Below are 13126 nucleotides of genomic sequence, written 5' to 3'. Positions count from 1 at the left end.
TTAGCTCTTTTTTTCTATATCGCAATTTTTGTACAGCTTAAGGCAGCGCCATTGGGCTTTACAGCCCAACCTGTCATTTGATCAGCGCGCAGCAGCGTTTTTTGCCCGGCTTTTGTTTTTCCATTCTTTATCAATAGCGCCCTCGCCTATTGATTCCAAATCATGGGTTAAAGTTACGCGATCATCGAAAACAAAGCAGGTGCCTTCCCATAATGATTGTTCGGCAGGGATTTGTTTCAGGTAATTCAGAATACCGTCTTTTAGGTGATATACTTCTTTAAAACCCAGTTTTTTCAAATACGCCGTTGATTTTTCACAACGAATTCCACCGGTGCACATCATAGCAATTTTCTTATCTTTTTTATCCAGCAGATTTTCTTCAACATAGCGAGGGAAATCGCGGAAATTTTCAGTTTTGGGATTGATAGCCCCTTTAAACGTACCTAATTCGACTTCATAATCGTTACGGGTATCGATGACTAACACTTCGGGATCGCTAATCAGGTTGTTCCAGTCTTCAGGTTCAACATAAGTGCCCGCTTCGTTCACGGGATCTAATCCCTCCACACCTAACGTTACGATTTCTTTCCGCAGTTTGACCTTTGACTTCTCAAACGGGTTATTGTCGTGCCAGGTTTCCTTGAACGCAAGATTTTCCAGGCCGGGATAGCTATGCATTTTATTAACCACAGCCGCAACACCCTCCGGCGTACCGCAAAAAGTTCCATTGACCCCTTCGCTGGCGAGGATAATTGTTCCTTTAACTTCATTGGCTTTCATAACATCCAGCAATTCAGGTTTCATGGCTTCATATTCGGGAAGTGCAACAAATTTATAAAATGTCAAAACGATATAAGATTGCATAGATTACCTAACACTAAAACATAAAGATGACGTATTTTAGCAAAAATTTACAGATTGGTGAATTACCAGGTTCGCCCTCCGGAACCTGATTTTACTTCGCTTCACCCAGGCTACAATACTGGTGTATAATATAAAGTAGATATCTTTAATTCTGCAGGAGCATGATATGGCTGATAACAAATCAAAACTGCCTGATTTTAAAGAAATAACCGGCATTGCAAGCAAACTGTTTCGGGACGTTAAGAACAGTGTCAGTGAAATTATTGATGATTATAAATCAAAGCACTGTCACGAGCCCAAGGCAACAACGGATGATGTTACCTCTTCGTCTACTGTCAAACCGGTTGAACCGGAGAAAAGTGAAGTAAGACCTGAAGAACAGAATAAAAAATAAAAGAAATCAGGCTCTTTCCGGCCTTGTAAGGCCGTATTTTCTCATTTTTTCTACCAGGGTTGTCCGGCGCATGTTGAGATGATTTGCTGCATGGGCAACCACCCAATCATATTCTTCAAGCACCTGGCTGATAATTGCCAGTTCAGTTCTGACTAAATGTTCTTTTAAATCAATGCCATCAATGGATGGATTGGTTTCCTGATTAAATGCCTGTAAGAGTGATTCCCGTTCATTACCCCCAATACCATTAATATTAGTTTCGTTAACACAACGAAATCTGATGGGCAAATCTTCGGTATCTACTATGCCTCTGGGAAATAAAATAGTTAGCCGCTCAACCAGATTCGCCAACTCACGGACATTGCCTGGCCAATGATAATGGGATAATACGTCCAGTGCCGATGGCAGAATACGAACACCAGGGCGATTTTCAATCTCAATTCGCGATACCAGTTCGTTAAAAAGCAAATGCAAATCTTCTATCCTGTCGCGTAAAGGCGGTACCTCAATGGGAAAAACATTTAAGCGATAGAACAAATCTTCCCTGAATTTGCCTTCAGTAATTGCCTGATCAAGATTGCGGTGCGTTGCAGCAATAATTCTGACATCAACGCCAATATTTTTATTACTGCCAACCCGTTCAAAACTACGCTCTTGCAAAACCCGGAGTAATTTTACCTGCATCGCCAATGGCATATCACCTATTTCATCCAGAAACAGCGTACCGCCATTCGCCAATTCAAAGCGGCCCTGACGAGTGGTAATTGCGCCTGTAAAAGCCCCTTTCTCATGACCAAACAATTCGCTTTCCAGCAACTCGCCAGGAATTGCTCCGCAATTAATCGGAATAAAGGGTTTATTTGCCCGCGAAGAATAAGCGTGGATATTTCGGGCCACCACTTCTTTACCCGTTCCTGATTCGCCAAGAATTAATACGCTTGCCTCCGTATCCGCAACTTGTTCAATCAACCGTCTGACTTGCCTGATAGCCTTGCTATTGCCGACCAGACTATTAGCTGAATGCGGCCTGGCAAGTCGGGCATCGATATCTTTTTCAGAAGCAATCTGACATCGATGGAATGATTTAAGAATCTGGGCATAACTAAATGGAAAATCCAGGGTGGCGCACACATTTTTTGCCTGGCAAGGGATCTTGTCATCGGCCGGATCAATCAATATAACCGGAATATGAGGCTGCTCAGCAAGCAACTCATCTAAAAGGTCCTGCGTATCCGGTTCCTGCGAAAAACCCACCAGAATAATATTGGCGCGGGCATAGGGAAGTTGTTGCCATTCGCTGTAATCCGCCTCCATACAGCACTTTCCCAGAAAATTAATAATTGTTCCTATTTTATTTTTTCTGACTTCATTGTCATCAATGATTAATACAGTCTCATTGGTGCTCATACACTTGTCCTTAACTCCTAGACAGCTATTGTTCAGTATTGTTTAGCAGCTCATGGCTGTCAAATCCAAGTCTGCCGGCATTTACCGAAAACAATCTATCTTACTGAATCCATTGCATTCTTTTCCAAAGCAAAGTTTCTGGTTTCCAATCGCCTTGGTAGCATTGACACCGCGCTCAACCGAATAATCTTTAACATCAAGATATCCTGATTGACGGCAGAAAGAATAGGCAGCGCGTTTTCCGCACCCGGTTTTACCATCATAACACCAGTCTACACGGTAGTTATTAAAGCGTGGAAAAACAAAGCGCCGGTAACGGTAATGATAAGGTTTAGGCGGTTTATGACTCATTTTGCTGACGCAACGGATTGTCTTGAAACCATTACAGCGCCAGCCCTGACATCCCTTATCAGTTCCCAAATAAGTCGTTAAACCGACATTATTGGCAATAAGCTGTTGATCCGCGCGATCATAGCCCATAATTCTGCAATATTTGTTTGCAACAGCCAAACCACACTCTTTTTTATCGAGAGTGCAATAATCCAATCGTTCGCTATTAAATTCAGGCTGCCAGAAGCTTCGGTAATAATTTTCTTTGTCAGCGGCAACCGATGTGGAAAAAACCAAAACAGAAAAAACAAAAGCAAGAGTTTCTCTGCAAAACAAACGCATAATTACTATCCCTATAATACAATTAACTCATGTTAGCTGATGTGGACGTACAAAAAAAGTTTTTTATCAGGGTATGGATTACTAATAAACAATTTTCACATTGCCGCTACCAACTATATCTTCCAGCAAACGAAACAGGCTATCATCGGGAGCTACGCGCCATTGTTGCCCAAGGCCTAATTTCGCAACCGCCACGTCATTTTTATATTCTATCTGGACAAGGCAATCGCCAGCATGAGCCGATAACACTGATTTTATCGCCATGACTTGAGGTTCATGTTGTGGCGTTAATGTCAGGCACAAGCATTGACCCAGACGGGAACGCGCCTGTTCGATGGTATAGAGCTGACTGGCGACCATCCTGACGCCGCCGCTGAAATCGTCGTGGCTGATTTCGCCTTCTATTACCATTATCTGGCCGCTTTGAACCGGAGCCGATAAAGCATCATAGATTTCAGAAAATACAACGATATCTATTTTACCGGTTGAGTCCTCCACGCCAAGGATAGTCAGTTTTTTCCCGCGTTTGGTCAAGACTCGGCGAATACCGCCCACCATACCGCACACCCAGGCTTTTTTAGCCATGGAGGGATTCAGATACCCTATCTGAGTAATGGTATTTTTAAACTCCTGACTATATTGCGTGGTCGGGTGGCCGGTTAAATATAACCCCAGGGTTTCTTTCTCACCATCCAGACGCTGCATAGCTGGCCAGGGTTTGCAGGGAACATAATCCTCTTCAGTATCCGAATCATCGATTAATGAAAACAAATCAGCCTGGCCGCTGATTAAATTCTGCTGGCTTTTCTCGGCCATTTTCAACGCTTTTTCCAGCGATGCAAACAATACCGCACGCTCTACTTGCCAGTCATCCATCGCGCCGCTTTTAATTAACGCTTCCAGCACCCGTCGATTCACCTTGCGCAAATCAAGCCGCTTGCAGAAGTCAAACAAGCCGGTAAAGGGTTTATTCTTACGCTCATTGATAATGCAGTTAATCGCCGACTCGCCAACGCCCTTGATTGCCCCCAGGCCATAGAAAACTGTTTTATCATCGGCAACGGTAAACATGTAATTGGAATGATTGATAGACGGCGGTGAAACCTTTAATTTCATCTGGACGCATTCATTAATGAAGGTCACCACTTTATCGGTATTATCCATATCCGACGACATCACCGCCGCCATAAATGCTGCAGGATAATGGGCCTTCAGCCAGGCAGTCTGGTAAGCAACCAGTGCGTAGGCTGCCGAATGCGATTTATTAAATCCGTAACCGGCAAATTTTTCCATCAGGTCAAAGATATAAGTAGCGGTTTCCTCTGCTACCCCGCGCGCTGTCGCGCCTGCTGTGAAGATCTCGCGCTGTTTGGCCATCTCCTCGGGTTTTTTCTTACCCATCGCCCGTCGGAGCATGTCAGCAGCGCCGAGAGTATAGTTTGCAAGAACCTGAGCAATCTGCATAACCTGTTCTTGATAAAGAATAACGCCATAGGTCGGCTTTAAAATTGACTCAAGATCAGGATGAGGGTATTCAACCACAGCGCGGCCATGCTTACGATCGATAAAGTCATCCACCATCCCGGATTGCAATGGCCCGGGCCGGAAGAGCGCCACTAACGCAATAATGTCTTCAAAACAGTCTGGCTGCAGGCGGCTGATTAATTCTTTCATCCCGCGCGACTCCAGCTGAAATACTGCTGTTGTCTGGCAAGCTTTCAATAAATCAAATGAGGCTTTGTCATCGGTTGGAATCAGGGCAATATCAACCAAAGGCTCATTGGCAGCTGATTTCTGCTCGTTCACCGTACGTAAAGCCCAATCGATAATGGTTAAGGTACGTAAGCCCAGAAAATCGAATTTGACCAAACCTGCGGCTTCAACATCGTCCTTGTCAAACTGGCTGACCAGCTGGTTCGATCCCTGCTCGCAATAAATAGCGGTAAAATCTGTCAATCGTGATGGTGCAATAACCACGCCTCCGGCATGCTTACCTGCGTTACGGGTTATTCCCTCCAGTTTCAGAGCCAGATCAATTAATTCCTTGACCTCTTCTTCATCCTGATAACGCCGTTGCAATTCCTCTTCATCTTCCAGCGCCTTACTTAAGGTTATCCCGATTTCAAAAGGAATCAGCTTGGCAATTTTATCGACGAAGCCATAGGGATGCCCAAGAACGCGCCCCACATCGCGGACTACCGCTTTCGCCGCCATAGTACCGAAGGTAATAATCTGGGAAACGCTCTGCCGGCCATATTTTTCAGCCACATACTCAATGACCCGATCGCGTCCTTCCATACAGAAGTCAATATCAAAATCCGGCATTGATACCCGTTCGGGATTCAGGAAACGCTCAAACAGCAACTCATAAAGTAAGGGATCAAGATCCGTAATTTTTAAGGCGTAAGCAACCAGCGATCCCGCTCCCGAACCACGGCCTGGCCCTACGGGCACGCTATTTTGCTTGGCCCACTGGATAAAGTCAGCCACAATCAGAAAGTAGCCTGGAAATCCCATATTGTTAATTACATCAAGCTCTACCTGTAATCGCTTGTCATAAGGGATCCGTAATTGCGCCAGTTCTTCTGGCAGCTTATCACGGAATATCTGTTGCAGCCGCTCTTCCAATCCTTCACGCGACAACTGCGATAAATACTCTTCGACGCTGGAGCCATCCGGTATAGGAAAATTGGGTAAATAGTTATTGCCCAAATCAAGTTTTACGGTACAGCGCTGGCTAATCTGCACGGTATTTTCTATCGCTTGCGGCAAATCGTTGAACAGCTCTGCCATCTCATCGGCAGAACGCAAATATTGCTGTGTACTGTATTCATAGGAACGGCGCGGATCAGCCAGCGAGTAACCCTGATGAATACAAACTCTGGCCTCATGAGCATCAAAATCACTTTGATCTATAAAGCGTACGTCGTTTGTCGCAACAAGCGGCAGGTTTAATTCTTCTGCCAGTTTAACAACCTGTTCATTATAAACCGCTTCATCATTACGGCCTGTGCGCTGAATTTCAATGTAAAAACGATTGGGAAATAATTGGGAAAATGACCGCGCCAGTTCATAAGCGCCGGCTAAATCCCCAGCCAGTAACGCCTTGCCGATTACACCTGTCCTGCCCCCTGAGAGTGCAATTATGCCCTCTGCATATTCTGGCAGCCATTCATAATGAATCCGTGGTTGACCTAAATACTGTCCTTCCTGATAAGCTTTGGACACCAGACAGGTCAAATTTTTATAACCAGTCATGTTTTGGCAGAGCAAGACCAGAGAAGATAATTGCTCGGGTTTGTCGGCATAATGGCAGGGTAAATCACCGCCCAGTATAGGCTTTACCCCATTATCAACCGCTGTTTTAAATACCTTCACTGCTGCAAACAGATTGCAGAAATCGGTTACAGCAACAGCGTTCATACCACGTTCACTGACCGCTTTCATTAACGGCTTGATTCGGACCAAACCGTCAACCATAGAAAACTCGGTATGAATGCGTAGATGAACAAAGCGTGATGACATGAGTTAAACCAGCTTACCAGTATTTATTGTGTGAACTGTAACTGACTCGCCCTTTCAGGGCAAGTTCAATTTTATTCACCGGACAACCGGCTGCTGCATCACTTGCCTGAAAATCTGGTTAGACAGCCGCTTTAATTGCGTCCGCTTTTTATTAGTCAGGATAATGATCGACACTTTATCGTCTATGTGTCTTGATATCCAGCTAGAGTATCCTGTAATCGCGCCGTCTTTTTCAGCGACCAGTTTATTGTTCTGATAAGAAACCTGCCATCCAAGCGACCATGCCCAATTTTTACGGCCAGCCGGTTTGCCATTTAATAAAAGAACCGGTGTCCACATTTGGCGATAACTCTCCGCTGACAGTAACTGGCCTGCCGTCATTGCAGCATCCCATCTTGCCATATTACCCAATGTTGAAACGATACCGCCTGAACTCCACATTTGCAGCCATGGACGTTGATTATTTCTAACAACGATTTGCCCATTTTGTACGCCGTAACCGACAGCCAGCCCTGCGGGAGCCTGACTAAGGGGAAAACCGGTCTTATGCATGGCCAGAGGAGCAAAAATTCGTTGCGCTAAAAAATCATCCAGATTTTGCCCGCTTGCATTCTCAATGACTTTACCTAAGACAATGTAACCAAAGTTGTTATATTTAATATCCGTACCCGGAGTAAACTCCATCGGCAAATTCCTTACTTGCTGCCACGTTTTTGGCCAGGGCAAGTGAGGACCGTAATGCTGCGGAATACCGCTTGAATGAGAAAGCAACTCCCTGATTGTTACGGTTTTCCATTTCCGAGGCGCTTCAGGAATATATTTTAATACTGAATCATCGAGATTAACTTTCTGCTCCTGCACTAAAGTCATCAAACCGAACGCCGTAATGACTTTCGATACAGAACCAATCCCAAAAAGCGTACCTGGCCTAACCGGTATTTTTTGCTCGATATCTGCATAGCCATATCCTTTCTTCAGATAAGGCTTGCCATCGACCATCACAGCCAACGCCAACCCCGGGATATTGCCCTGAGCCATTGCATTAGCCACAATGTTATCAATTGCCTGCTCCGTTGCAGGCGAGATGGCAAAACAGGATTGCGCCTGGAGTATAATCGCAATCAATAATATCCGTTTATTCACTTTTAATCTCCTGATTAATATCTAAATGCTAATCTGGGTTCTTCCCTTACCACACCTGATTTTTTAGTGCAGGCAAAAAATGCAGCCTCCACCCTGCCAACGGATACGTTATCACGATTTTCGCGATTTTTTCTGGAATGGAAATTGACCATCTCAATCTGGTCGCCGTTCTCCTCCTGAAATATTACGTTGCCCTGTTCATTATCCTCTTCGGGTTCTGATGAAAGCGTGATACCCAGATAACCGTAAGTATCCTTCTCCCACTCGCCAGGTTTTGTCCATTCGCTCTCCTCGCCCTCATGCGGTAATAATGCCTGATTTTCATCAGGTGAAAAATAAGCTTTTACCCGCGAGCCTCGGTATAATTCTTTTATTTTAGCATCTTCCGGCATTAATGGCTGTCTGCCCAGCAGGTTTATACTTTTCTTTTCTTCTGCGGTTATATGCTGCGCCTTACCGCCTAATGTACCGACAAGATGCTGATTGACTATCCAGGGTTTATCGTCTGGAAATTCGCGTACATGGAATTCAGTATGGCTATAATTATGTGAATCTGCGGTCAGTACAGCGCCAACTGAATATTTCCGGCATAATTGCATAAAGCGATGCCATTCTTTAGGATGGCCTCGGTAATCTTCTGTTGGACTTTTACCCATCGCTAACGGCAAGGGCGAAACAATAATTTTATTGCCGGCTTTTGATCCCGCTAATGAGGCTTCAAGCCAGGCCCATTGCTTATCGCCGAGTAAATAAGCCTCTTCACTTGTTCTATTCTGGGTAAAGCGGTTATTCAAAAAGAAAAATTCATGTTGACCAATACGGGTATTGAAATACGGGCCTTCTTTATCGGCAGCAAGAAAATCCTGCATTAATCCCATTTCATGAAATGCATCCACCATTTTACGTTGCGCTTTTTTCTGCTTATTGGTAACCGGCGGACCGGCATTATTCTGGCCGATATCATGATCATCCACTACCACACAGGTGCCCCCTGCGATATGAGCCAGATTATTTTCTGCCGGAGTACCGAAATCACCAGCCAGATTAGCGCGATAAGCCTGTAACGACCGTACCTGATACTCTATAAATTTTCGTCCGCGCCGAAACAGGTTTTGGAAGGAAATAAACCACTCGCCATTGTATAGATCACCTAAATGAGCAAACAGATTGAAGGGCTGGCTTTTAATATGCGTGTAGAGCAGACTGGTATATTTCTGGTTATCCAGCCCCAAACAAGCCCCTAGCGGATTGAATTGCTCCATACGTTCCTGATCACCGCCAACGGCTATTTTAATGGGCAAGGGATCCTGACGGGCAGGAGGCGTTCGGATAAAGACCTGAGTATCTTCTGGAGGATGTTTATCCTTGAATATTTGTAGTGGTTTTCCTTTATATAAAATTTGATAACCATATGATTCATTGCAATTAAGTTCGCGCAAAGGGAAATGCAAAAATCCTGCTTTTGTTTTGCCTTTTTTGATCGCCCTGCTATCAGCATTCTCTGCCGGGATGTACATCACTATTGGCTTTTCCTCATTCTGAGAGGCCAACATTAATGTGAAATCAGTATACTCATAAGATTTATCAAGCCTGAGCGCCGCTTTAATACTGACCCTGTCATCTTCAATAGCCGGCTCTACATCTCCCTCGTAATCGATGTAAGTCAACTCGCCAAAAAGAATGTTTTTAATACTCGGTAATTTAACATGGGCATTTCCAGGCATATATTTCCCCGCAGTCAGTGACGCTTGATAATAGCCAAAACGTTGTGAAACAGCAATTTTGCGTTGTAGTCTAACTTAAGAAAATTTGTCATCCCCGCGAAGGGGATCCACCTATCAAACAAGGTAAAGAGTCAGTTTGAGAGATGGATTCCCGCCTTCGCGGGAATGACAGCGTGTAACTTAACAACAATGGCGTTATGTGTATGATTATTCGTTGAATCTATTTATAATTTTTTTCAACTAGGGCAAAATGCCAGGTTTATTTTTAATAAGCAAAACCATCATGCATGAGAACAATATATCCGGCTATCAAGAAAAAACATCCTATAAACTTGTCCAGAACCAGTTTATCCAGGCGCTGATGCGAACCGGTTTAACAACTGTTATCGGTTCAACTATTTTATTCCCTTTTGATTTATACAAGTCACGTTTTCAAGCCGGCATAATTAACAGTTTTTCGTTATCCAATCCGCTTTTATTAGGTGGACACTCATCACAATTACTGGTTATGGCTTTTTTAAATTCAATCAAACAAGGCATGCTGCAAAACGGCCTTCGATCTAATCAGGATACCATTAATAACCAATTCGACTCTGTATTCAATACAAAACCCGTCAGTACTCTGACGCTTTCGGCCTGCATTTCACTAATAGATACCCTGCTGACGCAATATCATTCCAACAGGCGGATATTGTACGAATTAGGCATGAACCCTGTAATTCAAGGCACGTATAACAAGTTGGTTTTTACCTCACAGGGTATGGTCGGGCGAGGCTCACGCAATTTTATTAATACGCTTTTTTGCCTTAGCGCATCGACAACCTTAAGCGACTGGATTGAACCATACTTGTCAAGAAAAGTGCATCCATTTGCCCACGCAACGACAACCAGTCTAATCGCAAGTCTTATGGCAGCAGGCCCGTGCGGAATTTTCGACCGGGTAAGTAAAATTCAAATGCGGCGGATTGATACCGCCACGCTTAAAGTGCCGTCTTTTTTACAAATTATGCGCGAATTATGGCAAAAAGAAGGCTATAGCATGCTCCGGCATAGTTATGGTATCAATTGTGGTTATATCTTCATCAGTTTTAGCGTAATTCAATTGGTTTCCTGCTTTCTTGAAAACAAAGTATTCAAGACGGGAACAAATGATGGCAGAAATTCATTTGCAAAAAATAATGCCTGCTTCTTTAAACCCCGGCAGAACAGCGTCAGACAACCCGTCGAGGAGACAGCGCAGGTTCACCCTGAACAAGCGCCGCAACCGGTCAGTGGTTAATATTACTTCTCCAGCATGTGTAACAAATCATCTTCACTGATCACTGCCACACCTAATTGCAACGCCTTCTCCAGCTTGGAGCCGGCTTCACTGCCAGCAAGCACATAATCCGTTTTGGCGGAAACGCTTCCGGTCACTTTAGCTCCAACCGCCTCCAGCCTTGCTTTTGCCTGTTCCCGGCTCATCGTTGGCAACGTGCCGGTTAAAACGACTGTTTTGCCGAACAGCGGATTATTGTGATCCACTTCCTGTCTTACCTGTATCGGCCAATGAATCCCTGCGGCAATCAGCTTGTCTATGACCTCGCAATTATGTTGTTGCATAAAAAAGTGTACAATATTCTCCGCGCCAACGGGTCCAATATCTTTTAATGCCATTAATTGCTCGAGTGAAGCGCTTTTTAAGGCCGCAATGTCGCCAAAATGGACAGCCAACACGCCTGCGCTCACCTCTCCAATCTCCCGTACTCCCAAAGCGTAGATAAAACGCTTGAGCGTGGTTGATTTACTTTTCTCAAGGGCAGCCAGCACATTCTGCGCAGATTTAATTCCCATGCGCGGCAAGCCAGCCAACTCATCAAGGCTGAGGGTATATAAATCAGCAACATCTTTAATTTTATTCAAGTCAACAAGCTGTTCAATAATAACTTCACCGAGGCCGTCGATTGCCATTGCCTTACGGGATGCAAAATGCCAGATCATTCGTTTTAATTGCGCCCGGCAGAACAGACCGCCTGTGCAACGGGCAACAGCTTCATCCTGCTCCCGGATGACTTCAGCCTGACATACCGGGCAATTTTCCGGCAATACAATCGCTTTTGTGTCGGCAGGCCGTTTTTCCGTCACTACGCTTACCACTTCGGGAATGACATCGCCGGCACGGCGAATAACGACTGTATCTCCAATCCGTATCCCTTTACGTTCAATTTCATCCATATTATGCAGCGTGGCATTGCTAACTGTCACTCCGGCAACTGTTACTGGTTTTAACCGTGCCACTGGGGTTAAGGCTCCGGTGCGTCCAACCTGAAAATCAACTGCGATGATTTCGGTCATTTCTTCATGGGCAGGGTATTTGTGGGCGCAGGCAAAACGAGGCGCACGCGCTACATAGCCTAAATCCTGTTGTTGGCGAATACTGTCTATTTTATAGACTACCCCATCGATTTCATATGGCAGGGAATTTCTGCGCTGTTGCAATTCATAATAATAAGCAAGGCAACCCGCCATACCAGTAATTTTTTTATTTTCCTCAGATACTCTGAACCCTAAAGTACGTAATAATTGCAGCTGTTCAAAATGACTGCCTGGCAATTCAATCCCTTCATGAGCGCCAATACCATAGCAATACATGGCCAATGGTCTGGACGCAGTAATTTTAGAATTTAGCTGGCGCAGACTACCCGCTGCGGCATTACGTGGGTTGGCAAATATTTTTTCGCCTGCCAGGCGTGCTTTTTCATTAAATTGCTCAAAACCGGCTTTGGGCATATAGACTTCACCACGCACTTCCAACAAAGCAGGAGGTGTATCAGTGATTAATTTTAGCGGAACTGAGGGGATGGTTCTGATATTATTGGTTATATTTTCGCCTACTGTACCGTCACCGCGAGTGGCAGCTGAGGTGAGTACGCCATTTTCATAAGTCAGATTGACCGCAAGGCCATCCAGTTTGGGCTCACAGGTAAATGCCAGCGCCTGCTCATTGTAATCAAGCCGTTCTGCTACGCGCTTGATGAAAGCATGCAGCTCTTCTTCGCTGAACACATTGCCGAGCGAAAGCATGGATTGGCGATGAACCACGGGTTCAAATGTACTGGAAACGGTTCCTCCTACCCGTTGGGTCGGTGAGTCGGGTGTAATCAGCTCGGGATATTCTGCTTCAATTGCCTGCAATGCCCGGAAACAACGATCGTATTCGCTATCGGGCACCAAGGGTTCGTCCAGGGTATAATAGTGGTAGTCATAAAGTCTGATCTGCTGACGCAGTTGTTCTGCATTATTGACAATTTCTTCGGCAACCATAACTGATATATCCGTTTTAAAAATGCTGATCAGAGTATCATATAACAATAATGTAGCAAGCCCACATCATCTTTCTTGCTCTCTTCCTCTGGGC

9 protein-coding genes are annotated in these 13126 nt (G+C 44.7%); 2 read left to right on the top strand and 7 right to left on the bottom strand.

What is annotated here, in order from left to right:
• Positions 1-81 precede the first annotated feature (81 nt).
• On the bottom strand, positions 82-864 hold the full coding sequence (trhO, locus tag ACFORL_RS11260) for an oxygen-dependent tRNA uridine(34) hydroxylase TrhO (protein WP_382344067.1): 783 nt from the start codon (positions 862-864) through the stop codon (positions 82-84).
• Between the two features lie 166 nt (positions 865-1030).
• Here trhO and ACFORL_RS11255 point away from each other — a divergent pair, with 166 nt between their 5' ends.
• Positions 1031-1258 (top strand): hypothetical protein, encoded by a 228-nt coding sequence (locus ACFORL_RS11255; RefSeq protein WP_382344065.1) that lies wholly within the window; start codon positions 1031-1033, stop codon positions 1256-1258.
• Positions 1259-1264: 6 nt separating this feature from the next.
• On the opposite strand, the gene ACFORL_RS11250 is transcribed toward ACFORL_RS11255, so the two are convergent.
• The 5 genes from ACFORL_RS11250 to ACFORL_RS11230 form a co-directional block, all read right to left on the bottom strand.
• Entirely contained in the window at positions 1265-2665 is a 1401-nt protein-coding gene (locus tag ACFORL_RS11250) for a sigma-54 dependent transcriptional regulator (protein ID WP_382344063.1), read from the bottom strand.
• An 81-nt stretch (positions 2666-2746) separates the two neighbouring features.
• Positions 2747-3337 (bottom strand): hypothetical protein, encoded by a 591-nt coding sequence (locus ACFORL_RS11245; RefSeq protein WP_382344061.1) that lies wholly within the window; start codon positions 3335-3337, stop codon positions 2747-2749.
• 81 nt (positions 3338-3418) lie between these two features.
• Positions 3419-6862, bottom strand: a complete 3444-nt coding sequence (gene dnaE / locus ACFORL_RS11240; protein ID WP_382344059.1) for a DNA polymerase III subunit alpha — start codon at positions 6860-6862, stop codon at positions 3419-3421.
• A 75-nt stretch (positions 6863-6937) separates the two neighbouring features.
• Positions 6938-8005 carry a serine hydrolase domain-containing protein gene (locus ACFORL_RS11235; RefSeq protein ID WP_382344057.1) on the bottom strand — a complete coding sequence of 356 codons (1068 nt, stop codon included), beginning with the start codon at positions 8003-8005 and terminating at the stop codon, positions 6938-6940.
• A 14-nt stretch (positions 8006-8019) separates the two neighbouring features.
• On the bottom strand, positions 8020-9729 hold the full coding sequence (locus ACFORL_RS11230) for an alkaline phosphatase D family protein (protein ID WP_382344055.1): 1710 nt from the start codon (positions 9727-9729) through the stop codon (positions 8020-8022).
• Positions 9730-10012: 283 nt separating this feature from the next.
• Between ACFORL_RS11230 and ACFORL_RS11225 the strand changes: the two genes are divergently transcribed.
• Positions 10013-11008, top strand: a complete 996-nt coding sequence (locus tag ACFORL_RS11225) for a hypothetical protein (RefSeq protein WP_382344054.1) — start codon at positions 10013-10015, stop codon at positions 11006-11008.
• A 2-nt stretch (positions 11009-11010) separates the two neighbouring features.
• On the opposite strand, the gene ligA is transcribed toward ACFORL_RS11225, so the two are convergent.
• Positions 11011-13032: an NAD-dependent DNA ligase LigA gene (ligA, locus tag ACFORL_RS11220; RefSeq protein ID WP_382344052.1), complete on the bottom strand. Its 2022-nt coding sequence runs from the start codon at positions 13030-13032 to the stop codon at positions 11011-11013.
• Positions 13033-13126: the final 94 nt, after the last annotated feature.

This window comes from Legionella dresdenensis (assembly GCF_042649825.1).
Taxonomy (GTDB): domain Bacteria; phylum Pseudomonadota; class Gammaproteobacteria; order Legionellales; family Legionellaceae; genus Legionella_C; species Legionella_C dresdenensis.
The sequence above is the reverse complement of the archived record's forward strand: the minus strand, read 5'-3'. Positions and strand labels throughout refer to the sequence as shown.

Excerpts from the sequence above, each read along its gene's own strand:
- trhO (WP_382344067.1), bottom strand. The coding sequence starts at position 864 with ATGCAATCTTATATCGTTTTGACATTTTATAAATTTGTTGCACTTCCC.
- ACFORL_RS11255 (WP_382344065.1), top strand. The coding sequence starts at position 1,031 with ATGGCTGATAACAAATCAAAACTGCCTGATTTTAAAGAAATAACCGGC.
- ACFORL_RS11250 (WP_382344063.1), bottom strand. The coding sequence starts at position 2,665 with ATGAGCACCAATGAGACTGTATTAATCATTGATGACAATGAAGTCAGA.
- ACFORL_RS11245 (WP_382344061.1), bottom strand. The coding sequence starts at position 3,337 with ATGCGTTTGTTTTGCAGAGAAACTCTTGCTTTTGTTTTTTCTGTTTTG.
- dnaE (WP_382344059.1), bottom strand. The coding sequence starts at position 6,862 with ATGTCATCACGCTTTGTTCATCTACGCATTCATACCGAGTTTTCTATG.
- ACFORL_RS11230 (WP_382344055.1), bottom strand. The coding sequence starts at position 9,729 with ATGCCTGGAAATGCCCATGTTAAATTACCGAGTATTAAAAACATTCTT.
- ACFORL_RS11225 (WP_382344054.1), top strand. The coding sequence starts at position 10,013 with ATGCATGAGAACAATATATCCGGCTATCAAGAAAAAACATCCTATAAA.
- ligA (WP_382344052.1), bottom strand. The coding sequence starts at position 13,032 with ATGGTTGCCGAAGAAATTGTCAATAATGCAGAACAACTGCGTCAGCAG.